We start from the raw sequence: 25,002 nt of genomic DNA, 5'->3' as shown, positions 1-25,002 counted from the left end.
TCGCCATGGACACCCTTGCGTTAAGCTAACTGTTACTTCTGCCTTCACAGTTCGGGACTTGCACCCTATAGACTACGCCCATGCTGGGCGCACTTAAAAAAGCCGACTCTCCATGATGGAAAGTCGGCTATCGTACAACTTATTTAGATTCAGGTTTAGTAATAGCTCCGTCTTTCATGTCACTGCGTGTAATAATATGGTCAATTAAACCATATTCTTTCGCACGTTCAGCTGTCATGAAGTTGTCGCGGTCCGTATCCCTCGCAATTACTTCAACCGATTGGCCAGTACGCTCAGCAAGAATCAAGTTTAGTTTTTCACGAGTGAAAAGGATATGTTTTGCAGCGATTTCAATTTCTGTCGCTTGCCCTTGTGCTCCGCCCAATGGTTGGTGAATCATTACTTCTGCGTTAGGAAGCGCATAACGTTTCCCTTTTGTACCTGCAGCTAATAGGAAGGATCCCATAGATGCAGCCATCCCCATACAGATTGTTTGAATGTCTGGTTTGATGAATTGCATTGTGTCAAAAATAGCTAATCCAGCGGTGACGCTTCCTCCTGGGCTATTAATGTAAATAGAGATATCTTTTTCTGGATCTTCCGCTTCCAAAAATAGAAGTTGAGCAACGATAGAGTTCGCAACGTTGTCATCGATTCCACTTCCAAGCATGATAATACGGTCTTTCAATAGACGTGAATAGATGTCGTACGCACGCTCACCGCGGCTAGTCTGTTCAATTACTGTAGGTATTAGATTCATTCCATTTCCTCCTTCAAGGTGGATAGTGTAGTCTGCCTATTGAAACGTAACTTCGTCTCAACTGTAACTTTATCATACATAGTATGGTCAACGAAGGTCAAATATAACGCTTTCAAAATAAGCATTGCATTCATCCAGCTACACTAGTATAATAAATCTTGTCTGCTGCCAAAACAGTTTGACCTAACGCCCTCGTGGTGCAACGGATAGCACGTGAGCCTCCGAAGCTTAAGATGTGAGTTCGATTCTCGCCGAGGGCATATCCCAGTATAAGGTTTATACTATAAAATATTCGTCTGCTTGTTAAAAGCGACGAATATTTTTTTGTTGTCTTATTTTGGGGGTGTTGCCATGAATTCGGCCTGACTTGCCATTACTTCGACCCGGATCCCCATTAACTCACACCCTATTGCCATGAATCGCCGACCGGCCCATGACTATTTTCCACTTTGCCATGAATTCGGCCTGACTCCCCATTAATTCACTCCCGATTGCCATGAATTGCCGGCCGCGCCATGACTATTTCTCACTTTGCCATGAATTCAGCCTCGCTCCCCATTACTTCTCACCCGATTGCCATGAATTGATGACCGCGCCATGACTATTCTCCACTTTGCCATGAATTCAGCTTCGCTCTCCATTAATTCACATCCTATTGCCATGAATTGACGACCGGGCCATGACTATTCTCCACTTTGCCATGAATTCGACCCCTTTCTCCATTACTTCACACCCTATCGCCATCACTTACCGACCGGGCCGTGACTATTTCCACTTTGCCATGAATTCAGCCTCGCTCCCCATTAATTCACACCCGATTGCCATGAACTGCCGACCGGGCCATGACTATTCTCCACTTTGCCATGAATTCAACCCCTTTCCCCATTACTTCACTGCCGATTGCCATGAATTGACGACCGAGCCATGACTATTTCTCACTTTGCCATGACTTCGACCCGGATCCCCATTAACTCACATCCTATCGCCATGACTTACCGACCGAGCCATGACTATTTCTCACTTTGCCATGAATTCACCCCAGATCCCCATTACTTCACACCCGATTGCCATGAATTGCCGGCCGAGCCATGACTATTTCACACTTTGCCATGACTTCAGCCCGGCTACCCATTACTTCACACCCGATTGCCATGAATTACCGACCGAGCCATGACTATTTCACACTTTGCCATGACTTCAGCCCGGCTCCCCATTAATTCACATCCTATTGCCATGAATTGACGACCGAGCCATGACTATCTTCCACTTCGCCATGAATTCACCACGGATCCCCATGACCTCACACCCGATCGCCATGTCCTCCCCTTACCCAATAAAAAAACCGTTTCCACTTGTCATTTGACGGTGGGAAACGGTTATACTTTTATTTAATTTTCATTTCCAACGAGGGTTGCTAGTGATTCTAGTGCTTGTTCCTCGTCATTTCCTTCGGCGATGAGTGTAATCGTAGTGCCACGTGCAATGGCAAGACTCATGATTCCCATTATACTTTTCGCATTTACTTGGCGTTCCTCTTTTTTCAAGAATAGATCAGACATGAACCTATTTGCTTCTTGAACAAAAAGCGCGGCTTGCCTTGCTTGCAATCCTGATTTCAACTTCACTTCAACTGTTCGTTCTGCCATACTAGTACCCGCTCCTCTCTTGGTTCGCCAGCGGATTTACCGACTGCCGATTCCTCCACTGCGAAGATTTTCCGCAATTTCTTCAATTTTTCTTAAACGATGATTAACTCCAGATTTACTTACCGTTCCGCCTGAAACCAATTCACCAAGTTCCTTCAGTGTAATATCCTGATTTTCTACACGCAGTCTCGCAATTTCTTGGAGTCTTTCTGGTAATTCACCAAGCCCAATTGTATTATCAATAAACTTTATATTTTCAACTTGGCGCTGTGCAGCCCCAATTGTTTTATTCAGATTCGCAGTTTCACAATTCACAAGTCGGTTCACACTATTACGCATATCCCTTATAATTCTTACATCTTCAAACTTCATTAAGGAGACGTGCGCACCTACAATACTAAGAAAATCTGAAATTTTTTCTGCTTCTTTCAAATATGCGATATATCCTTTTTTCCGCTCAATCGACTTTGCATTCAAATGATATTTATTCATCAGATCCACGAGGGCTTCGCTATGTTCCTTATATATTGAAAAGATTTCAAGATGATACGAAGACGTTTCCGGATTATTCACTGACCCTCCGGCAAGAAAAGCTCCCCGTAAATAAGCACGTTGGCAACATCTCTTTTTAACCAATTCCTTTGAAATTTCATTTTTAAATTGAAATGTTCCTGTCAGAATTAACAGGTCTTCAAGGAGTGCCTTTGCTCCGCCCCGAATCCGGCAAATATACACATTGTTTTTTTTCAAACGCATCTTTTTTCGAACAAGCAGCTCTACCTTATAGGGGTATAACCGTTTCAGATTCGAATAAAGGCGTCTGGCAATTGCAGCATTTTCAGTTTGTACGTCAAGACTTAACTGTTTGTTGGAAAAGGAAAGTGCTCCATTCATTCTAATGAATGCCGCCACCTCTGCTTTTATGCAACAGTCATCCGCTTCTATCTGTGTCATTTCTTTTTTTGTTTCTGAAGCAAAAGACATGATTCTTCCCCTTTCTCGGCGACGATCACGTCTGTTCCGTTTTAGCTATTCTCCATATATTCCATGAGCCATTTAGCGACTTTTTCGGAGTCATGTATCAGGTTTCCGTCGACAATCTTACTTATATCTTTTACTACGATATGAGGCACAAGATGTTGCAACGTTTCCAAATCATTTTCGACAAGCCAAGGAGGCCCTATCCAGTCTACACCTTTAGTCAATGGAGGAATTTCTGGTCCGTTCAATAATACCGTATCAATGAATGCTTCTCCAGCATGATCGTATAATGCTTTGACATGCTCCGAAGCTGTATAGCGGTATGTTTCACCAGCTTGCGTGGTTAAGTTGCTAATGTACACCTTTTTTGCATCGCATGCTAATACTGCTTCACGAATTGCCTGAACAAGTATGGTTGGCAAAATGCTTGTATATAAACTGCCTGGTCCAAAAATGATGAGATCCGCGGCTTTTATGACCTTAAGTGTTTCAGGTAACGGTTCCACTTCTTGCGGCGATACGTACACTCTCCGTATTTTATGCCCGTAAACAGGAATTTTCGATTCGCCCGTCACGATTGTACCGTCTTCCAGTTCCGCATGCAATGTGATTCGCTGGTTTGCAGCAGGCAACACTTTCCCTTTAATGTTCAGAACACGGCTCATTTTCTCTACGGCACTTGCGAAATCGCCTGTAATATCCGTCATTGCCGCTAGGATTAGATTCCCAAGTGAATGGCCTTTCAAATCCTCCGAAGTTGAAAAGCGGTATTCAAACATTTTTTCAATTAGCGGTTCCACATCTGAAAGCGCTGCCATCACTTTGCGAATATCACCGGGGGGCGGGATATCATATTCATCAAGGAGCCTTCCAGAACTGCCTCCGTCGTCAGCTACAGTGACAACTGCAGTCAAGTCGACAGAGTGCGATTTCAACCCGCGTAGTAACGTAGACAGTCCGGTTCCGCCACCGAAGACGACGACTTTTTTAACATTCTCCGATTGCGGCATAGCGTCAATCCTTTCTTTTTTCAGTATCCCTATGGGTAATGAAAGTTCGGTATTCATCTTTGAAACGTGCTCCGAAAAATTCAGCGAGTGTTACGGATCTATGTTGCCCGCCGGTACAACCGAACGCTATGACAACTTGCGACTTACCCTCATTTTTATATTGGGGGATAAGAAACTTGAACAAATCCGTTAACTTTTCGATAAGAATTTGCGTGTCACTCCACTTAAGCACATAATCGTAAACTTCCTTGTCCAGGCCAGTTTTCGGTTTTAATTCTTCGATATAGAAGGGGTTTGGCAAAAATCGAATATCAAATACGACATCTGCATCAATCGGCATTCCGTGTTTAAAACCGAAGGATATGAAGTTCACTGTAAAACCTGAATCACCTTTGGATGAAAACTCGGACATGATTTTCTCCCGCAATGCTCTCGGTTTAAGTCCGGAGGTATTATAGATTGAGCGTGCACGGCCTTTCATCTCTGACAGTAGCAGTCGTTCTTTCTTTATGCCCGCCAATGGCATACCGCCACCGGAAAGCGGATGGGACCGTCTTGTCTCTTTATAGCGCCTGACAAGTGTCGCATCGTCAGAATCGAGAAACAAAATCCGAGTCACTACACCTTCCATACGCAACAGATTGTCTAGTGCTCCAATTAGCGAATCGAAAAGGTCGCCTCCCCGCGTATCCATGACAGCTGCAATCCTTCTCATCCGATTCTCCGATTTCATCATCAAATCAAGAAATGTGACTAACAACTCCGGAGGCAGATTATCGATACAATAGAAGCCGAGGTCTTCGAAGCTTTGCATAGCAACTGTTTTGCCCGCGCCTGACATCCCTGTAATGATGACTAGTTCAACATCGCTATTCGGTGTCTCAATTTCCGTCATTGATTATCACCTTCCGCAGGGTTCTGAATTTTTTCTTTCAACAGCTTAAATTCTTCCGTATAAAAGAAAGTGCCATATTGAATACCTGGGCGAGATACTGCAAACAGTAAGTTCGTACGATCTCCTTCGGCCATAGGAAGTGTCTGTAAGCTGTCGACAGGATGCCATTCCAACACCCCTTCAGTAGTCGTTTCAAACGGTTCTCCAGCCAAGTCAAAAGCTATGAATGTGTGGAGCATCCACTCGTTTTTCACATTCTCTCCATTTTCATCCATGATCACCATCGTGTAAACGCCTTTCAGAGAAGGATCAATCGGAACAGCACCGGTTTCCTCTGTAAATTCCCTGACTGCCGTCTCTAAAATCGATTCACCAGGATCCATTTTCCCACCCGGCGCTACATACCAGTCACGACGAGGTTTTTTTAATAATAAAACATGATTATCTTTTACTACAAGTAAATTTACGATTCTTTGCATTTGTCATCCCCACTTTTTATGAATGCATATACCTATTATACATCGTATCAGTGTAAAACGACAAAAAAAGAAGGCTATCTACCAGATTGTACCGGTAGATAGCCTTTTTAAATTTGCTTTATCAAAAGGGGGGGTCAATTGATACTTTTACTATACCCTTTTGACATTGCATTCCTGTTACAGGCAGATTAAGGTTGCGTTAAAATCCATTAAGCCTCTGCGCCTAATTTCTCCATTAACTCTTCAACGTATTTCTGTACGGCCTGTGCAGCGATACTGCCGTCTCCTGTAGCTGTCACAACTTGACGCAATAACTTCTCACGTACATCGCCTGCGGCATAAATACCAGGTACGGATGTTTCCATGATTTCATTTGTTGCAATATAACCGTTTTCGTCAAGAATTCCAAGTTTAGCAAACGGAGCTGTTAACGGATCCATTCCGATATAAACAAACATGCCATCCGTTTCAAACACTCTTTCCGAACCGTCGACAGTTGAAACAAGTGTAACTGAACCAACTTTTCCGTTTTCAGCGTTTACTTCTTTGACAGAGGAATTCCAGATGAATTCAATTTTACTGTTTGCAAATGCACGATCTTGAAGGATTTTTTGCGCACGCAATTCATCACGGCGATGAACGATTGTCACCTTATCCGCAAATCGCGTCAAATAGGCTCCTTCTTCTACTGCAGAATCACCGCCACCTACAACAACGAGTTCTTTCTTACGGAAGAATGCACCGTCACACACTGCACAATAGCTGACGCCACGGCCAGTAAGTTCAGCCTCTCCCGGAATACCCATCTTCTTGTATTCGGCACCTGTCGTAATAATGATCGCACGTGCTTTATATTCTTTGTCTCCGACGACAATCGTCTTGTACATTTCGCCGTCAATAACGTCAGTTACATCGCCATACGCATATTCTGCACCAAACTTTTTGGCATGATCGAACATTTTTGTAGAAAGATCCGGACCTAATATATGTTCAAATCCAGGATAGTTTTCAATCTCTTCCGTATTCGCCATTTGTCCACCCGGAATTCCTCGTTCAAGCATTAGCGTTGAAAGATTACCGCGAGATGTATAGACAGCAGCCGTCATCCCCGCAGGGCCGGCACCAATAATTATGACATCATAGATTTTTTCAGTTGTCATGTGAACTTCCTCCTCCACAACATTTACACACTAAATCGTATAGGATTCCTATGTGCCATTCAACTTTCCTGCTTGTAAAGAAAAGCGTAAGGCGCCTTCCAGACACTATTCTAAGTCAAAAAACTTATACTTTCTTATCTCAGAAGAAAGCGTAAGACATTAAGCATCGAATTGGGGCAAGTACTCAATTAATTCACCGACGTACTTTGTCAGCGTCGGGACTGAAATATTGAATTCCTTGGCAATCGCTTTTTTTGTCACATCCGGATAGCGCGATGACTGGAACATATAATCTGCCGCTGCTGCAAGTGCAGCCGGATTTCTAAATAGATAGGAACGACTTAGTGCCGTTTCGCACAGCGTGAACCACATTTGGAAAAGATGTGACGCTTGTTTGTCTAACGGACAATATTTGGCATAGAGCAAGTCTGTCGTTTCAAGCGCACGCATAAAAGACTTATCAAAATTGGTCTCGGGCATGAACTCATAATCAAGGCCACTCGCCAAAAAGAGTCGCTCATAATCACTTAATTTTTCGATTTCTATATAGGATGGATGAGAAATTATTTCCTGCTTATGACCCGACTTACCCAGAAGGTAAAAGCCGAACATCCTCTCGCTTCTGTAGGTATTCGTGATTTTGCTCAGTAAAAACTCTCGATCCTGCTCTAGTGAGTCGGACTTAATCATCTCTTGGACATCTTTCCATGGCTCATACCCAATCTTCGTCGGGTCCAGTTCAACCAACCTGGCATATGCTTCACGAGCAACTGTTTCATGTCCGGAAAAGTAAGCGGAATGGGACAGCCAGAAATAATAGCCGGTATCCCCGTCAAACCCTCTTTTTTGAAGACTTCTAAGCCAGTTATAAGCTTCTTTATGCCTGCCGATGAGCGCAAATGTTGCACCAAGTTTATAACGATTTTCAATTTGATAGGGTTTAATCTTCACGAGTAATGCAAGCAGGGATTCTAATTCTTCTTCTTTCTTTTCATAATAATAAAAGACCGCAAGATTACAAAGTGCATGGATATTTCCTTTATTGCGCGCTAAGACATCATGAAGCAACTCACTAGCACGCCCGTTTTCGCCAATATAAAAGTAGGCAAGCGCCAAATTATTGTAGGCAGCCCAAAAGTCTGGATAGTCAACAATAATTGCTTCAAGCAATTCAACAGCAGCCTTAAAATCCCCGGATTCCATTAGTCGGCGCGCTTTTTCCTGAAGAAAATACACTTCACCGTCCGGCATTTCGTCATCATTAAATGATTCTTCCTGCTCCGCGAAATCAATGATTTCCATCGAATCATCAGCGAATGGACCATCCGGATCAAGCAGCACATACTTTTCAGCGTACATTTTCGCATCTCTTAACATCCCTAAATGGGCATGTACTTCCGCCAAATAAAAAATAATTTCTTCTTCAGCAGGAGCTAGTGCGTTGGCAGTCATGAGCAGTTCATGTGCATCCTCAAAACGCCCCTCTTCCATGACGAGCACACCATATTCCATAAGGATTTTAGGATCTTCAGGGCTTAGTTCAGTTGCCCTTTTCAAATACCTTTGTGCATCTTCAAAACGGTCGCGTTGCATCGCCTGAATTGCTTTATTATAATAAAATTCACCGTCTGGAATGAACGAAATGACTTTTTTATCATGCTTCTTACGTAGATTATCCAATCATATTCCCCCGAAAAAATAAGAAGGAACGCAAAGTACGTTCCTTCCCGTATTGTTCCCTATTATACCATAAGATACGCCGGCGCTATTCGTTTTCATTTTTTTGTTGCCGCTCAACCATCTGCTCTTGCGTAAAGATGATCTTAACCGGATTCCCACCAGCAAACACGCCCGGTGGAATATCACAATTCACAAGGGACGCTGCGGAAACGATCGCTCCATCCCCAATTTCGACCCCTGGAAGAATCGTCGTATTTGCTCCGATTAATACGTCTTTACCAATAACGACATCTCCTATACGATACTCATCTATTAAGTATTCATGCGCAAGTATCGTCGTATTAAAACCAATGATTGAATTGTCTCCGACTTTTATTCGTTCTGGGAACATGACATCCGGCATGACCATGAGCGCGAAAGATGCCTTATGTCCGATTTCCATTTTCAGAAAAGTGCGGAACAAAAAGTTCTTCATCGGGATGAAAGGTGTGTACCTTGAAATTTGGATGACCGTAAAGTTTTTTGCCACTTTGAAAAAAGGGACAGTCTTGTAGATGTGCCAGAGTGAATTCGCTCCCCCTTTTGCGGGATGCCTTTCAGTACGCCTCAAACTGTTTCTCCTTTGACCAATTGCAGCAAATCCGAAATATGTTGCAACATGTAATCCGGGTTGAATGTTTGTAAAAAGGCTTCTCCTTTTGCGGACCAAGCGACTCCAGCTGTACGCACACCTGCATTTTGACCGCCTACTATATCATGGTAATTGTCCCCAATCATCAGAGCTTCATCCGCGGAGACGCCTAATCGTTCGAGTGCTAGTAAAATCGGCTCGGGATCCGGCTTGGTTTTCGTTACATCGTCCATTCCTATGATTTCATCAAAAACCCCTTCTGCATCTAACAGCCCTAGCCCTTTCATAACCATTTCGTTTCTCTTTGTAGAGACAATCGCCATTTTCATGCCCGCTGTCTTCAGCAACCTCAACGTTTCAGACACACCGTCAAACTCGCTTGAAAGTTCATCATGCATTGATTTATTCCACGCTCTGTATTCTTCAATAAGCTCCTCCGTGTTTTCAGGATCAACCGAACTGAATGATTCATGTAGCGTGGGTCCAAGAAATGGAAGTATATCGATTCGCTCATACTTCCCCGGATAATGAGTTCCGAGTACATATTGGAAAGTTTGGATGATCAATTCGTTCGTATCGAGCAATGTTCCGTCAAAATCAAATAATAGTGCAGTAATTGGTTTAACCATCTGCAATCGTAACTCCCTTCTCTTTCTGTTGTTCAGACCGTTTCCAGATATAAGCGACCACAATTGTCAGCACGAATGCTGTTACGATACGGATAATCAGTAGTGGCAGAATGGGAATGCCTAGCGGGATAAAGATTAGTGTGTCTTCAATGACTGCATGACATGCAACGAGGAATATGAATGCAAGAGTCGCATCTTTTTTGCTCACGCCGTCTTCCTGCACCGCCTGAATCATAACGCCCGCCCCATAAGCGAGTCCGATGACCAGACCGGCAACAAGTGTCATCGAAGTATTCGATTGTACACCGATTACTTTTGTGAAGGGCGCCAGTTTCTCTGAAAACTTCTGCAAGTAATTGCGGTCTTTCAGAATCTGTACAATAATCATAAGTGGTATAACGATTAAGGCTAGCTGCAGAACGCCAAATGACGCTTTCTGCACACCTAGCAACCCGATTTCCAGCCAACCATCCGGTATATCCGTAATTTTCGGCGCCATGCCGTAATGTGCTGTCTCCCCTCCGCCTTTCCACATCAGGTTAATAACAATCCCTGACATAGCTGCAAGACCAAAACGCACAAGAAGCACAATCCATAACTTCACGCCGACTTTCAAAGCAACGCCTGTTTCAATGAATAGATTATGTGAAAATGACAACATGACGGCAATTATGAATACTTCCTTCACAGTCAATTCCAATGATAAAATGCCAGCTATTCCTGCATATAAATTGAGTGCATTCCCAAGCACTAACGGAATCGCAGCTTCTCCGCTTAGACCGAATAACCCCATAAACGGTGCAACAAGTTTAATAAGCCACGGCAACACAGGCGTATGCTGCAATATGACGACAAGTACCGTAATTGGAAAAATGATCTTCCCAAGCGTCCATGTCGTCCGAAGCCCAGCCTTTAATCCATTCTGAAGCGTCCCCATTCCCCAAGCCCCTTTTTATTTATCTTGATAGTTCACATCGTTTTTCTGTACAAACCTTCTCACTACGAATATCGCTATCGCCGCAATGATAGTCACGACCGATATGAGTTGAGCCGCTCGAAGTTCACCGATAACATATAAGCTATCCGTTCGCATCCCCTCGATGAAGAAGCGCCCTGCTGAATACCAGACAAGGTAAAAAAGAAACATTTCGCCGCGCTTCAAGTTCACCTTACGCAACAAAATAATTATGATCAGCCCTACAATATTCCACATCGATTCATAAAGGAATGTCGGATGATACGTCACGCCTTCAATCGTCATCTGATTCATGATCCAATCCGGAATGATTGTTGTTTCAAGGAACTTTTCAGAAACAGGCCCGCCATGTGCCTCCTGATTCATGAAATTGCCCCAGCGACCGATAATCTGACCGATTAAAAGCCCTGCTGCTGCAATATCAACTGTTTTCCAGAATGAAATCCCCCTGCGTTTTGTGTAAACATATGTTGTGATGAAGGCCCCAATCAATGCCCCATGAATCGCGATGCCGCCTTCCCAGATTTGTATAATCTGTCCTGGGTGATCTTTATAAAAGTCCCATGAGAAAATTACATAATAGATTCTTGCACTAATAATTGAGATTGGAACAGCCCAAATGAGCAAATCCGTCAAAAAGTCCGGATGCATTCCACGCTTCACCATTTCCTTTTGAACGACAAAGAATGCAAGAACAATTCCAAGCGCAATTATAATCCCGTACCACCTGACTTCAAGTGATCCAAGCGAAAATGCGATAGGGTTTATTGCCAGTAAATCAAACATGGTTCAACCTTTCCTTTCTCCATCAATCATTTAATTTGGATTTCCTTCGATTTGAGCACTAAGTTTTTTCGAAAATTCCTCTGCCGCATTGATACCTAGTTTTTTCATTCGATAATCCATTGCCGCGACCTCGATAATGACAGATAAGTTACGTCCTGGACGAACGGGCACAGTCAGCTTCGTCAATTCTGAATCCACGATTTTCATCTTTTCTTCATCGAGACCGAGTCGATCATATATCTTATCTGGGTCCCATAACTCAAGATCGACGACAATCAGAATCCGTTTATCACTTTTCACAGCGCTTGCCCCAAACAGTGTCATCATATCTACGATGCCGACTCCACGGATTTCGAGCATATGTTCAAGTAGCTTTGGCGCATTTCCGATCAACACATTTTTTGCAACCTGTCTAATTTCTACAAGGTCATCGGCAACAAGTCGATGGCCCCTTTTCACAAGTTCCAATGCTGTCTCACTTTTCCCTACGCCGCTCTTTCCTGTGATCAGTATTCCAATCCCATACACATCTACAAGCACACCATGGACTGCTGTCATAGGCGCAAGCCTGCCACTCAGATAATTCGTAAGCATACCGGAAAATCGTGTTGTTGGAATATCTGTGCTTAAAACCGGGATACCCCTATTTTCAGCGGATTCTCTTAATTCAACCGGTACGTCCATATCGTGTGCCACAATGATGGCTGGGGTATTTTTTGAACAAAGCCTCTTCATCCGATCTATCCGTTCTTCTTTATTAAGGTTTGCGAAAAAAGATAGTTCCGTTTTGCCAAGAAGTTGAACGCGATCCGCCAAGTAGTAATTGAAATAACCTGCCATTTCAAGCCCCGGCCTCGAAATGTCACTAGTATGTATTTGTCGCTCCATACCTTTTGCTCCTGCACTAAGCTCAAGAAAAAGCCTTTCCTGAACATCTTTCACTGTTACATATGCCATTAATACGCCCCCTTTTCCCTCTATTCCAAATGTCTATGCCCCATTTTACCATGCCCATTTTCAAATGAAATGATTTAGTGCCGAATCTGTCCACTTCTCTCTTCTTTTTTCTATATAAGAAGCAAGGAGGGGAAAGATTTGACAACGATAATGATTGACGCAGGGCATGGTCCAGAAACAGCAGGAAAAAGATCACCGGATGGCGTGCTACGAGAATTTAGTTTCAACAGCGCTGTTGCAATTCTAGTTAAACGATATCTTGTTGAGGAAGGTATGACAGTGGTTTTCTCACACAAGGAGCAGGAAGATATCACTTTGTCGGAACGAACGAAACTCGCGAACAGGTTAAAAGTAGATGCATTTGCTTCCATCCATGCAAATGCCTTTGGAAATGACTGGAACAATGCCAATGGTATCGAGACATTTGTTTATCCGGCGGCCAGTAAAGAATCTGTGACACTCGCTTCTCTTATGCAAAAGTCACTTATAACCGCATGTAATCGAGCGGATCGCGGTGTAAAGAAGGCGGATTTTGCCGTCTTACGTGAAACACGGATGCCAGCAGTGCTCATTGAGTGCGGATTTATGACACACCGGGAAGAAGCGGCGTTATTAATGAACAAAGCCTATCGGGTGCAATGCGCAAAAGCGATTGCTTTCGCGATAACTGCATGGGTGTATCGAGGGAAAAGGTGATTAGCTCTCATTGCTATAGAAGTTGCAAGTAAGATTTACTTCCGCATATATTCTAACAATACGCTAATACCATCGACAATTTCATTCCCATTAAAAAGGACTGCGCCCCCAGCGATTTTACTCGGTGGGGCGCAGTCCTTTCTTATTATCTGATCATCTATCATTCATGTTTCGCGTTATAACAAACAAGAACAGAACCTGTTTTTGCTTCGCCGGAAATGTGGAGCGGAGATACATTTCCCTCGATGTTCTTTTTAAAACGGATTGTCCGCTGAAGTAGTTGTTCCTGTTCCACAGTTCGGTCGACGTCATCAAGTTGCAAGTCCAATCGCCCCATATTGGAAGCAATTTCACCAGAAAGGGCAATGTCAGCCGGAATATAAATTTCAACTGACCCGCTCATCGTTTTCGCATCGATTTTTTCTGCTGCCCGGTCTGTTGTCGTAACAACGACATGTCCGTTTAGTGATTGTGCTTCCACGTCTTTTACAGCACCGTCAATATATACGCGGCCGTTCAACGTTTCTGCTTCAATTGATGCACCAGTCATGCCAGTTAGACCAATTGAGCCATTCACTGTTTCGAATTCGCCGGTTTTAAATGCCAATCCTGCAATTTCAATTTTCCCATTTGCAGTCTTAACACGTACAGTTTCAGCTGCTGCATCTCTCATTTTAAATGAGCCGTTCAGCAAACGTGCGGATATTCTTGCGTAATCTTTTTTCGGGATAAATAATTCAACATTTACTTGAACCATTTTCAAATCACTTGAAATCCTTATTTTCCCTTCGTCATTTACAAATAATAACTTATCAAGGAAATCACTTTTAGCTTTTTCTTCTGATTCACTGTTATACATTTTCACAGTAAAGTCTGCGCGTATGTCTTCCGTTTCACCCGTATGGATTGTCAATTTCCCATTGTCGATATCGATAATTATCTCTTCGATTTCAGTTGCCGGTTTGGCTATTGAATGAGTAAACGTAACGGCATTGCCAAATGGCGATTCAAAGTCGAAGGATTTCACTTTCTGAACAGCAGTTTGCATGAATTGCATAAACCGGTCTCCAACATTCGTAAAATCCTTCCGCAAATCCTCTAGAAATTCGTCCATAGAAGGATGGCCCGACTCTTTGTGTTCAGCATGGGGCTCGGTCTTCTCGAATGGATCCGCTTTAGTTTGTTTGTGTTCACTATATTGTTCTTCTGTTTTTTGTGCATCTTCCGTAGTCTGTTTAGTCCCGGTTGCATTATCTTCGTGAGCCGTCTGCCCCAATGTTTCTAGAAGTGTCAATGCTTCCTCGGTCGTGATTGTACCGTTTTCAAGCATTGCTAAAATCCGTTTCCGTTCATTTTGCATCATTACGCCTCCTAGTAGTGTGGTGATCCGGATTCCTCCGTTATTTTATAACTACCTATATATACGGTTGGATTCAGAAAAAGTTTCATTTAGAAACTTTTTCAATATCTTCAATTATCATTTCCATTCGTTTTCGCTCACGTTCAAGAATTGGTTTTAAATAATAGCCAGTATATGAAACTTCCGATTCAGCCACTTTTTCCGGCGTACCTGTCGCGATAATTTGTCCCCCTTTATCGCCGCCTTCAGGCCCTAGGTCGATAATATGATCAACGGTTTTTATGACATCTAGATTATGTTCAATAACAAGAACGGTATTTCCCGTGTCAACTAATCGTTGCAACACAATGAGAAGCTTGGCAATATCATGAACATGCAAACCTGTTGTCGGTTCATCAAGAATATAAAATGACTTTCCGTTTGAGCGTTTATGCAATTCAGAAGCGAGTTTCACCCGTTGCGCTTCTCCGCCAGATAATGTTGTTGCCGGCTGCCCCAGATGTATATAACCCAGTCCTACATCGACAATCGTTTGTAGCTTTCGGCTAATCTTGGGTATGTTTTCAAAAAACACAAGAGCGTCATCAACTGTCATCGCGAGGACATCGGCAATGTTTTGCCCTTTATAAGTGACTTCCAATGTTTCACGGTTGTAGCGTTTCCCATGACATACTTCACAAGGAACATAGACATCCGGCAAGAAGTGCATTTCGATTTTAATGATTCCGTCGCCTCGACAGGCTTCACAACGGCCGCCTTTGACGTTAAAGCTGAAGCGGCCCTTTTTGTAACCGCGGACCTTTGCTTCGTTTGTGGAAGCAAACACATCCCGCACGTCATCGAACATGCCCGTATAGGTCGCTGGATTTGATCTCGGTGTACGTCCGATTGGGGACTGATCGATTTCAATGACTTTTTCAAGTTCTTCAAGACCTGTTACCGATTTATATTGGCCTGGCTTTTGCTTTGAGCGATTCAATTTTTGCGCAAGCACTTTGTAAAGGACTTGATTGACCAGTGTGCTTTTCCCCGAACCAGAGACGCCTGTTACCGCTATAAATTGACCAAGCGGAATATCAACATTCACGTTTTTTAAGTTATTTTCAGATGCGCCTTTAATTACTATTTTCCGACCATCCGGCTTGCGCCGTTCCAATGGAAGCTGAATAAACTTCTTGCCGCTTAAATATTGGCCTGTCAGCGATTTAGGATCATTCATAACTTGTTCCGGAGTACCTGCGGAGACGATTTCCCCACCTGCCATACCGGCACCTGGTCCTATATCAATCAAGTAATCAGCTGCCATCATTGTATCTTCATCATGTTCAACAACGATCAGTGTATTGCCTATATCCCGCATACTTTTCAACGTGTCGATAAGTCGGTCGTTATCCCGTTGGTGAAGGCCAATCGACGGTTCATCCAAAATGTAAAGAACACCGGTCAATCTTGAACCAATTTGTGTCGCTAATCGAATTCGTTGCGCTTCACCACCAGAAAGTGTTCCTGCCGCTCTCGCTAACGATAAATAATCAAGACCGACGTTTATAAGAAATCCAAGGCGTTCTTCAATTTCACGTAAAATCAGCGTCGCAATTTGTGTATCCTTTTCGGATAGTACAAGGTTTTTAAAGAACATATCCGCTTCAGTAATAGAGAGTTCCGTCACTTTCCCGATATGGACGCCATTCACTTTGACAGCAAGCGACTCTTCTTTCAAGCGATAGCCGGCGCATGTTGGACATGGCCGCTGCGACATATACTTTTCCATCTGCTCACGGATATAATCTGAGGACGTTTCTTTAAAACGTCTTTCCACATTTGCTAAAACGCCTTCAAAATAAATGTTGCTATCACGTGTACCACCGAATTCGTTTGTATAACGGAATCGGATTTTTTCGTCTTTCGAGCCATTCAGTAATTTATCGAGTTCATCGTCCGGCAGTTCACTTACCGGTACGTCCATGGAAATATTGAAATGTTGGGCTACTGTTTTTAATAATTCAGGGTAGTATTGAGAGCTTGTCGGCTCCCACGGGGCAATCGCATGATCCTTCAGTGACAGTTCAGGATTCGGTATGACTAAATCGGGGTCTACTTCTTGCTTTGTCCCCAGTCCATCACATTCCTGGCAAGCACCAAATGGACTATTGAATGAAAACATTCTCGGTTCCAATTCACCAATTGAAAAACCGCATAATGGGCAAGCATGGTGCTCGCTGAACAGAATTTCTTCCCCATCCATAACGTCAACTAAAACTGTTCCTTCCGCAAGACGAAGAGCCGATTCAAGTGAATCACTCAGGCGTGGCGCAATGTCTGCTTTCATAACAATTCGATCGATTACGACTTCTATTGTATGCTTCTTATTTTTGTTCAATTCGATATTATCGTCCAAATCGAGGATTTCCCCGTTTACACGAATTCGCACATATCCTTGTTTCTTAATGTCTTCAATCAATTTCACATGTGTTCCTTTTCGTCCCGATACAATTGGTGCCAGCACTTGAATACGCGTTCGATCCGGTAATTTCATCAGACGGTCAACCATTTGCTCAATTGTCTGCGATGAAATTTCTATTCCGTGAATTGGACAAATCGGCTTACCTACACGCGCATATAGAAGACGGAGATAGTCATAAATTTCCGTCGCAGTCCCAACAGTAGAACGCGGATTGCGGCTTGTTGTTTTCTGGTCAATTGAAATCGCGGGGGACAGCCCTTCGATAACATCGACGTCTGGCTTGTCCATCTGGCCCAAAAACTGCCGAGCATACGAGGAAAGTGATTCAACATACCTCCGCTGCCCTTCCGCATAGATTGTATCGAAAGCGAGCGAAGATTTGCCGGAACCCGACAGACCTGTCATGACGACCAGTTTGTCACGTGGAATATTTACGTTAATATTTTTCAAGTTATGCGCCCGAGCGCCTTGTATGATTATTTCTTTATTTTTCATAACGTCCTACCTTTCCGACTTCAATTCCAGGATTGTATCCCTCAATTCAGCAGCTCGTTCGAAGTCTAGTGCCTTCGCTGCTTCTTTCATCTCTTTTTCCAGAGTTGCTAGCAGGGTAGTTTTTTCGTCTTTCGTCAACTTCTTGCCTTCTGTCACTTTTTCCAAATAAGAAATAGCTTCGTCTGAAACCAGCGTTGCACGTATCACATCGCGGATTTCTTTTTTAATGGTTGTTGGTGTAATGCCATGTTTCAGATTATATTCTTTCTGTATTTCACGCCGACGCTGTGTTTCCCCTATCGCTTTCGTCATAGAATCTGTCATACGGTCTGCATACAAAATAACATGGCCATTGGAGTTACGGGCTGCACGGCCCATCGTTTGGATGAGTGCCCTTTCTGAACGTAGAAACCCTTCCTTATCCGCATCCAAAATCACAACCAGTGATACTTCCGGAATGTCAATTCCTTCCCTTAGCAAGTTAATGCCGACGAGAACGTCATATGTGCCCTTCCGTAATTCCCGAATGATTTCAATTCGTTCAAGTGTCTTAATTTCAGAATGTAGATATTGTACTTTTATCCCGATTTCTTTCAAGTAGTCGGTCAAGTCTTCAGACATCTTTTTCGTCAACGTTGTAATAAGTACACGTTCATTGTTTTTCATCCGTTCTCTTATTTGACCGATTAAATCATCAATCTGCCCTTCAATCGGTTTGACCTCAATCGTCGGATCCAGCAGACCCGTCGGGCGAATAATCTGTTGAATCATTTCAGGGGTATGCTCAATTTCGTAAGGACCAGGTGTTGCTGAAACATAAATTGCTTCATGCACATGATCTTCAAATTCTTCAAAAGTTAGTGGTCTATTATCAAGAGCTGACGGTAGACGGAAACCATGTTCCACAAGCACTTTTTTCCGCGCTTGGTCACCGTTATACATACCGCGTATCTGGGGTAGCGAAACGTGACTTTCATCGACAATGACAAGGAAGTCGTCCGGAAAATAGTCGAGAAGCGTATACGGCGTGGCCCCGGCTGGACGAAGTGTCAAGTGGCGGGAATAGTTTTCGATACCGGAACAAAAACCCATTTCCCGCATCATTTCAAGATCATAGCGCGTCCGCTGTTCCAGACGCTGCGCTTCCAAAAGCTTGTCCTGAGCGCGAAATTCCTTCAACCGTTCTTCTAGTTCAATTTCAATATTTTCTATAGCTTTTATCATTTTTTCTTCCCGCGTAACAAAGTGAGATGCGGGGAATATGGCGACATGTTCACGTTCACCAAGGATTTCACCTGTCAGTGAATCCACTTCACGGATTCGTTCGATTTCATCGCCGAAAAACTCTATGCGAAGACATTGTTCATCTTGGGACGCTGGCAGAAGTTCGACAACATCGCCCCGTACACGGAAGGTGCCGCGAGTGAAACTAATATCATTTCTTTCATATTGAATATCCACAAATCTGCGCAGTAGTTCATTGCGTCCAATCTCCATCCCAGGACGGAGGGATACAACGTGCGCGCTATACTCCTCCGGCGAACCAAGACCGTAAATACATGAGACGGATGCAACAATGAGCACATCATTCCTTTCAAATAAGGAAGACGTGGCAGAGTGGCGCAACTTATCAATTTCGTCGTTAATACTTGAATCTTTTTCGATGAAAGTGTCGGTATGCGCAATATATGCTTCCGGTTGATAATAGTCATAAAAACTGACAAAGTATTCAACTGCATTGTCAGGAAAGAACTCTTTAAATTCACTGTATAATTGACCTGCCAATGTTTTATTGTGAGCGATCACAAGTGTTGGTTTATTAATTTCCGTCAATACGTTTGAGACAGTAAAAGTTTTCCCGGTCCCAGTTGCACCTAGTAGTGTTTGGTGTTTCTCCCCGCGGTTATGTCCTTCTAACAATTGCGCGATTGCGGAAGGCTGATCGCCTTGTGGTGTATAAGGGGCTTGCAAATTAAATTTTTGGACCATCGGAAGTCCCTCCTATATGAGTTGCATCTATCTTATCACTTTACCCAACTTTTGACGAGCAAAAAGCGAACGTACGTTTTTTCACTATCTTTTTCCTTCTTTTAGTACGCAAAAAAACACCGCATGTCTATTCAACATGCAGCGTTCTTTCGCTTTTCAATCATTCTCTTCAAGTTTGGCAAGTCTTTCGGAATACATAAGGAATGCGCTTTCATCCTTACAGTCAAGTGCCAAATCAATCAAATCGATCAGTCGTTTCTTTGTCTGCTCTCTGTGTATATGTTTCAAAAAAAGATCCAAATAAATTTCATTTAACAGTTTTTCCGCTTGAAGCGAGGAGCTGTTTTTCCCTACGGCTTTCAAAAACTCGGCATATGAATAATTGTTCTCCATCACTCTCACCCCTGATGCCTTTTATTTAGTATATCTAATTTCAAGGATAAGTTGCAAGGTTTTTTCGAATATTCTATTTTTATATTTATGCATATTCAACGATAAGCCGACATAAATATTGCCTTCGCTCAGTTTAGATAGCGCGTTCAATACTTCAACCTCTATAACAGAAATATCCCGTCTGCAATTGACTGCAAACGGGATCGCTTTTTTATTCGTATTCCTTCTTTTCCCCTGTCAATCTGATCGTAGCTTCGGAGATAATAAGGATGACCACACCTGCAAGGAGAGGTATGACAGACATTCCGTAAAGGTATAATGCCGCACATGCAACTACTGCTGCCTGAATCCATTGCACTGTACGAACGGTTTTTTTAATCGCAGCTGGACGCGTGTCTTCCTTTTCTGGAAACAGCATATCCATCCGAAATTCGTCTCCTGCACGTAATGCATGGATAAGTTGAATCGCAGACGCAAAGGCGAGCGCACCTGCAAAAATGAAGACAACTATTGGGAATGGAATGAATAGCGCTCCGAGTGCAGATAAGGCAGTTAGCCTCGTCCATAACCAGAAAATATCATCCGTCCGAATAAATGTCCGTCTTATCAGATAGATTTGCGCTGCAGTCTTGCCGAAGTGAGGTGAGCCCATCAAAAATCCTAACCAGCCTCTTCTACTTACAGATCCCTTCAAATGCGGAACGTCTGTGAAATAGTTTGCAAATCGGTAAAAACGCATCATCCGGTTTTGTTCGAGTGCAATGAAATGATCGTAAGGAAAAGGTTTTTCCATTCTTTTTTTACGCCAATGGATCGTGTACAATCCGATAACTACACCGATAATCGGTAGAATGATAGGGCTTCCCACAAGGCCGACGTAAATAATCGAACCCGCCAATAAAAAGCGAACAATCCTGTCGAGCCAAATTTTTTCTCCGTCGAGAGCATGTCTGAAATTATATTCCGATTCAATGAAGAGCCATTTGATAAGTAGCATAAAAATCGCGATGCCGATGTACTCCAGCTTCGTTCCTGACCCTGTAGCAGCTAATAAGGGCAATGCCACAATATAGAGAAGAAAAGGCAATGGCAGTTGTGAGAAGAAGCTCCAACTTAAAGATCGTTTCATATAAGTAACAAGTTTCTTTTCAAGCGGCAAGAAATAAACTGTGTCCGCGGGTTTCAATAGTGTTACAGGCGGTGAGTAGGCGAGCGTCGCCCCAAGTATGACAGCTGTCAGGAGAGCGGCTGGAAAATCTGCCGGTACTTCCTTCAGCCACTCACTGTACGTATAAGCGCCCGCACCAATTGTGAAGACAAGAACGATTGCCAAATGGCCTGTAAACACATATTTTAAATACTTTTGGAGCTCGGTTATATAATGGACGAACCGCGCCCCCCATATCTCACGCAAATTGTTCATTGTCATATTCCTCTGTCATCGCTATATACAAGTCATCCAGTGATGCCCCAGGACGTCCGAATGCCTTTCTTAAGTCATCCATCGTTCCTTCTGCCCGCACCCGTCCTTCGTGCAGCAAAATAATCCTGTCGCAATGTTTTTCCGCAGTCGGCAATACGTGCGTCGACATGAGGATGGAAGCTCCGTTTGCTGTTCTTTCCGTCATCTGCTCCAAAAGAGATTTGATGCCGATAGGATCTAGTCCGACAAATGGTTCATCGATAATATACAAAGAGGGATTCACTAGAAAAGCACACATAATCATTACTTTCTGACGCATTCCTTTCGAAAAGTGAGCAGGGAACCAGTTTAATCGCTTTTCCATCCGGAATTCCCGTAACAACTCATCCGAACGCGCTTCAAATATTTCTTTGTCAAGGCCATACGCCATCGCTGTGAGCTCTAGATGTTCCTTGAGGGTCAATTCTTCATAGAGAATAGGTGTTTCAGGGATGTAGGTGAACGCTTGTCTATATTTTTCGGGATCTTCACTGAATGTTCCCCCGTTGACACGTATTTCTCCGCTATGGGGATTCATCAGTCCGATAATATGTTTAATCGTCGTACTTTTCCCCGCTCCATTCAATCCAATCAGACCCACCAATTCTCCAGGTCCGATGTTAAACGATAAGTCATGCAGGACGGGCTTGCGTGTATAGCCGCCTGAGACATCTTTCAATTCGAGAATTTCCATATCCATCCTCCATTCTTCTATTCATCATTTTAGCAAAAAACGCATCAAAAAGCTTTCTACTTCTTACGACCTTTATAAGTTGAAGTAAGAATTTCCTTACAAATACGCTTGGGTGTTCATTATTTATGAGTAATGTGTTTTTGAGATGTATATGCTGAGATTATAATGTGATTACTAGTTGATACTGTATAAATTGAAATATAGAATTCCATTGAACCCCTACGGCGCTAGGGGATGCCTTCCGCCATAAGTAAGGGTACTGAAAAAGTACGATTTCCTTCAATCTTGTTGATTTCCATTCCGAGCGGACGCTTTCCGCGGGCACGGCTTCAGCCTCCTCGTCACTGCGTTCCTGCGGGGTCTTCAGCTCGCGCTGTTCCCGCTGGAGTCGCCGCTCTCCACTACAATCAACTAGTTCTTACTAAAAAAAAGAACTATTTCAGCGGCTTCCCATAAGCCAAGCAGCTTCGCCGCCAGTCTTATGGGTTCGGCTACCCGGTGTCAGCAACTGGCATCGAATAGGCGCCTTCGCCCAATTTAACACCGGATTCAATAGTTCAACATATATAAATAGATTCAAGAAAGAAACACGCCAGGTTGCAGATTTCATCTCAGCTAACGATATAATCTGTCTCAAACAGACCATCCAGCGAAGACGCGACTTCGTGGTAGCCGGAGCGATAAGAGCAAGGAGGGATGCAGTTCAATCCCTCCCAAGTGATCTTCTTTCCGGCTTATCGCGGGAGGCATCCACAAAGCGCCGAAGCGATATTAGTAGGATTTCTAATTCATTCCTCATGTATTGGACAATTCGTTGATCACATTCAATCGATTTATGGTACTCCAGGTTGCAGGTCCCATCCCCGAAAACGAAATGCGCTATCTCAATCCAGCGAAGGCGCGACTTCGTGGTAGCCGGAGCGATAAGACTAAGGAGGGATGCAGTTCAATCCCTCCCAAGTGCTCTTCTTTCCGGCTTATCGCGGGAGGCATCCACAAAGCGTCGTAGCGGTATTAGCAGGATTTCTAATTCATTCCTCATGTATGGGAACAATTATAAACTTGACTCATATATATTTTAAAATATGCTACACTTGTCCCATTCATGAAAAGGAGTGTTGAAATGACTGCATGTATTTTTTGTAAAATCATTGAAGGGTCTATCCCAAGCGCAACAATCTATGAAGATGAGCACGTGCTCGCTTTCATGGATATTATGCCTGTAACGAAGGGGCATGTCCTTCTCATCCCAAAAAAACATCATGAAAACGTCTATGAGTTAACTGAAGAAGAATCATCACGCCTGTTTTCAGTCGTGCCTAAAATTGCCAATGCATTGAAAGATGAATTCAAACCTGCCGGAATGAATTTACTGCAAAATAATGGTGCTTCTGCAGGGCAAGCTGTGTTCCATTTCCACTTGCATTTCATCCCGCGTTATGATGAAACAGATGGATTCCAGCCGACATTTATAACACAGGAATGGGAATCAAGTGCAGAACGTATTCAAGAAATTGCAGCAGGCATCCGTGTGAAGCTGAAAAATTAAGCTTGCCAACTATCTGAATTCAGTGTAAGATTCGTAATAAGTTTTTCGCTGCCGATCATGAGGATACGTCAGGAGAAACTTAAAATACCAGACGAGCTGAGGAGAGATGAGAATTGAATACGAAAAATCTTGTGTTAATGTCTTTATTAATTGCTGTAGGTGCTGCGTTGTACTTAGTTATTCCCGGATATAACGGTGGAATGAAACCTGATTTCATGTTGACGATGATGTTTATCGGCATATTGCTGTTTCCCCAAGTACGTAATGTATTTTTACTTGCTGGGACAACAGGCATTATATCAGGGATTTTTTCTAGCTTCCCGGGCGGTTTTATTCCGAATGTTATTGATAAATTCATTACTGCATTTGTAATCTATGCTGTTATTATCACATTTAAAAAAGTTGCAGGCAATTTGATTGCCTCTACTGTTATCGCAGGGATTGGAACTGTATTGTCGGGAAGTATCTTCCTTTCAATCGCTATTTTCCTTCTCGGAGCAGATCTACCGTTCACGGGTTTATTCTTGACAGTTGTACTTCCAGCTGTTGCGATGAATGGAATAGCATTTTTCATTATTTATCCGATTGTAACGGGTTTGATCAGACGATCCTCATTTAAAACTGTATTATCCAACTGAAATTATAATCAAAGCTTTCCGTCTACATAAGGAAAGCTTTTTTAATGCCCCGTTTTCAGCGTCTAAACAGGCCGCTTGCGCTTTTCTTTATTGCTCAGATACCTTTAACATGTTTTAATTAAACCAGAGCAAGGAATACTATTGACAACAGGAAGGAGTGCCTTACGCAATGAAAGCATCTACATTTTTCATCGGACTCGCGGCAGGTTCAGTTGCTGCTGCTGTTACGGTATTGTATTCAACTCCCCAATCGGGAAGCCAACTTCGTACATCCGTCAAAAGCGCCTCACGCGACATGAAAGTAATGTTTAAAGACGTGAAAGTGAAAGTTGATGATTTGAAAGAATCCATCTCCCATCTATCAAAAGAAGCAAAAGAAACTGTGCCGACAGCAATCGATGGAATTAAAGGTTCCGTAGAAAAATGGCAACAATCAACGGAATCGAATAAAGAACGGATGGAAAAAGAAATTAGCGCCATCCAAACCGCCCTTGAGGAACTCGAACAGGCTATCGCAGCACAGCAAAAATAAATTTAAGATCCCAACCGATTCACATCAAAGGAACGCAGTCAGATTTCCACAGATAGCCTATATTTTATAGGTTTTCGCACGTGGAAACGACTGTGTTCCTTTTTTCATCTCCCTATTATTCTACAATACCACCTCCAAGT

Annotated in this window: 24 protein-coding genes and 1 tRNA gene; 5 read left to right on the top strand and 20 right to left on the bottom strand. The window is 43.1% G+C overall.

Annotation, left to right across the window (positions count from 1 at the left end):
• Positions 1–139: 139 nt before the first annotated feature.
• Positions 140–760, bottom strand: coding sequence for an ATP-dependent Clp endopeptidase proteolytic subunit ClpP (gene clpP / locus MKZ11_RS08400; RefSeq protein ID WP_340793774.1), 621 nt, complete (start codon positions 758–760; stop codon positions 140–142).
• Positions 761–948: 188 nt separating this feature from the next.
• On the opposite strand from clpP, the gene MKZ11_RS08395 reads away from it, so the two are divergent.
• A tRNA-Arg gene (locus MKZ11_RS08395) sits at positions 949–1,020 on the top strand.
• A gap of 1,128 nt (positions 1,021–2,148) precedes the next feature.
• Here MKZ11_RS08395 and MKZ11_RS08390 read toward each other — a convergent pair.
• The 12 genes from MKZ11_RS08390 to hprK form a co-directional block, all read right to left on the bottom strand.
• Complete coding sequence (locus tag MKZ11_RS08390) at positions 2,149–2,406, bottom strand: HPr family phosphocarrier protein (protein ID WP_340793772.1); 258 nt, start codon at positions 2,404–2,406, stop codon at positions 2,149–2,151.
• A 36-nt stretch (positions 2,407–2,442) separates the two neighbouring features.
• Complete coding sequence (whiA, locus tag MKZ11_RS08385) at positions 2,443–3,390, bottom strand: DNA-binding protein WhiA (protein WP_340793770.1); 948 nt, start codon at positions 3,388–3,390, stop codon at positions 2,443–2,445.
• A gap of 41 nt (positions 3,391–3,431) precedes the next feature.
• Positions 3,432–4,397: a gluconeogenesis factor YvcK family protein gene (locus MKZ11_RS08380; RefSeq protein ID WP_340793768.1), complete on the bottom strand. Its 966-nt coding sequence runs from the start codon at positions 4,395–4,397 to the stop codon at positions 3,432–3,434.
• A 4-nt stretch (positions 4,398–4,401) separates the two neighbouring features.
• Complete coding sequence (gene rapZ / locus MKZ11_RS08375) at positions 4,402–5,292, bottom strand: RNase adapter RapZ (protein ID WP_340793766.1); 891 nt, start codon at positions 5,290–5,292, stop codon at positions 4,402–4,404.
• Positions 5,289–5,771 (bottom strand): NUDIX hydrolase, encoded by a 483-nt coding sequence (locus MKZ11_RS08370; RefSeq protein ID WP_340793764.1) that lies wholly within the window; start codon positions 5,769–5,771, stop codon positions 5,289–5,291. The genes rapZ and MKZ11_RS08370 overlap by 4 nt, the downstream gene beginning before the upstream one ends.
• A 209-nt stretch (positions 5,772–5,980) precedes the next feature.
• On the bottom strand, positions 5,981–6,931 hold the full coding sequence (gene trxB, locus MKZ11_RS08365) for a thioredoxin-disulfide reductase (RefSeq protein ID WP_340793762.1): 951 nt from the start codon (positions 6,929–6,931) through the stop codon (positions 5,981–5,983).
• A gap of 159 nt (positions 6,932–7,090) precedes the next feature.
• On the bottom strand, positions 7,091–8,611 hold the full coding sequence (locus MKZ11_RS08360) for a tetratricopeptide repeat protein (RefSeq protein ID WP_340793760.1): 1,521 nt from the start codon (positions 8,609–8,611) through the stop codon (positions 7,091–7,093).
• 85 nt (positions 8,612–8,696) lie between these two features.
• Positions 8,697–9,221: an acyltransferase gene (locus tag MKZ11_RS08355; RefSeq protein ID WP_340793758.1), complete on the bottom strand. Its 525-nt coding sequence runs from the start codon at positions 9,219–9,221 to the stop codon at positions 8,697–8,699.
• Positions 9,218–9,871 carry a pyrophosphatase PpaX gene (gene ppaX, locus MKZ11_RS08350; RefSeq protein ID WP_340793756.1) on the bottom strand — a complete coding sequence of 218 codons (654 nt, stop codon included), beginning with the start codon at positions 9,869–9,871 and terminating at the stop codon, positions 9,218–9,220. Before ppaX ends, MKZ11_RS08355 begins: the two co-directional genes overlap by 4 nt.
• Entirely contained in the window at positions 9,864–10,808 is a 945-nt protein-coding gene (locus tag MKZ11_RS08345; protein ID WP_340793754.1) for a nucleoside recognition domain-containing protein, read from the bottom strand. Before MKZ11_RS08345 ends, ppaX begins: the two co-directional genes overlap by 8 nt.
• A 15-nt stretch (positions 10,809–10,823) precedes the next feature.
• Positions 10,824–11,633 (bottom strand): prolipoprotein diacylglyceryl transferase, encoded by an 810-nt coding sequence (gene lgt, locus MKZ11_RS08340; RefSeq protein WP_340793752.1) that lies wholly within the window; start codon positions 11,631–11,633, stop codon positions 10,824–10,826.
• 30 nt (positions 11,634–11,663) lie between these two features.
• Complete coding sequence (hprK, locus tag MKZ11_RS08335) at positions 11,664–12,590, bottom strand: HPr(Ser) kinase/phosphatase (protein ID WP_340793750.1); 927 nt, start codon at positions 12,588–12,590, stop codon at positions 11,664–11,666.
• A gap of 138 nt (positions 12,591–12,728) precedes the next feature.
• Here hprK and MKZ11_RS08330 point away from each other — a divergent pair, with 138 nt between their 5' ends.
• On the top strand, positions 12,729–13,286 hold the full coding sequence (locus MKZ11_RS08330) for an N-acetylmuramoyl-L-alanine amidase family protein (RefSeq protein WP_340793748.1): 558 nt from the start codon (positions 12,729–12,731) through the stop codon (positions 13,284–13,286).
• Between the two features lie 160 nt (positions 13,287–13,446).
• On the opposite strand, the gene MKZ11_RS08325 is transcribed toward MKZ11_RS08330, so the two are convergent.
• The 7 genes from MKZ11_RS08325 to MKZ11_RS08295 form a co-directional block, all read right to left on the bottom strand.
• Complete coding sequence (locus tag MKZ11_RS08325; RefSeq protein WP_340793745.1) at positions 13,447–14,646, bottom strand: DUF4097 family beta strand repeat-containing protein; 1,200 nt, start codon at positions 14,644–14,646, stop codon at positions 13,447–13,449.
• An 85-nt stretch (positions 14,647–14,731) separates the two neighbouring features.
• Positions 14,732–17,605 carry an excinuclease ABC subunit UvrA gene (gene uvrA / locus MKZ11_RS08320; RefSeq protein WP_340793743.1) on the bottom strand — a complete coding sequence of 958 codons (2,874 nt, stop codon included), beginning with the start codon at positions 17,603–17,605 and terminating at the stop codon, positions 14,732–14,734.
• Positions 17,606–17,611: 6 nt separating this feature from the next.
• On the bottom strand, positions 17,612–19,594 hold the full coding sequence (gene uvrB / locus MKZ11_RS08315; protein ID WP_340793741.1) for an excinuclease ABC subunit UvrB: 1,983 nt from the start codon (positions 19,592–19,594) through the stop codon (positions 17,612–17,614).
• A 156-nt stretch (positions 19,595–19,750) separates the two neighbouring features.
• Positions 19,751–19,987 (bottom strand): IDEAL domain-containing protein, encoded by a 237-nt coding sequence (locus tag MKZ11_RS08310; RefSeq protein WP_340793739.1) that lies wholly within the window; start codon positions 19,985–19,987, stop codon positions 19,751–19,753.
• Positions 19,988–20,198: 211 nt separating this feature from the next.
• On the bottom strand, positions 20,199–21,410 hold the full coding sequence (locus tag MKZ11_RS08305) for an ABC transporter permease (RefSeq protein WP_340793737.1): 1,212 nt from the start codon (positions 21,408–21,410) through the stop codon (positions 20,199–20,201).
• Positions 21,394–22,143, bottom strand: a complete 750-nt coding sequence (locus tag MKZ11_RS08300; RefSeq protein ID WP_340793734.1) for an ABC transporter ATP-binding protein — start codon at positions 22,141–22,143, stop codon at positions 21,394–21,396. The genes MKZ11_RS08305 and MKZ11_RS08300 overlap by 17 nt, the downstream gene beginning before the upstream one ends.
• Positions 22,144–22,582: 439 nt before the next feature.
• Complete coding sequence (locus MKZ11_RS08295; protein ID WP_340793732.1) at positions 22,583–22,780, bottom strand: hypothetical protein; 198 nt, start codon at positions 22,778–22,780, stop codon at positions 22,583–22,585.
• Between the two features lie 486 nt (positions 22,781–23,266).
• On the opposite strand from MKZ11_RS08295, the gene MKZ11_RS08290 reads away from it, so the two are divergent.
• From MKZ11_RS08290 to MKZ11_RS08280, 3 genes are all read left to right on the top strand, one after another.
• On the top strand, positions 23,267–23,692 hold the full coding sequence (locus MKZ11_RS08290) for an HIT family protein (RefSeq protein ID WP_340793730.1): 426 nt from the start codon (positions 23,267–23,269) through the stop codon (positions 23,690–23,692).
• A 113-nt stretch (positions 23,693–23,805) separates the two neighbouring features.
• On the top strand, positions 23,806–24,330 hold the full coding sequence (locus MKZ11_RS08285) for a tryptophan transporter (protein WP_340793728.1): 525 nt from the start codon (positions 23,806–23,808) through the stop codon (positions 24,328–24,330).
• A 169-nt stretch (positions 24,331–24,499) separates the two neighbouring features.
• A complete protein-coding gene (locus tag MKZ11_RS08280) occupies positions 24,500–24,862 on the top strand; it encodes a YtxH domain-containing protein (protein ID WP_340793726.1) in 363 nt (120 codons plus the stop codon).
• Positions 24,863–25,002 lie beyond the last annotated feature (140 nt).

It is taken from the genome of Sporosarcina sp. FSL K6-1508 (assembly GCF_038007465.1).
GTDB classification, from domain to species: Bacteria; Bacillota; Bacilli; order Bacillales_A; family Planococcaceae; genus Sporosarcina; species Sporosarcina psychrophila_B.
Note: the sequence above shows the minus strand (reverse complement) of the source record. Positions and strands in the feature narration are given on the sequence as shown.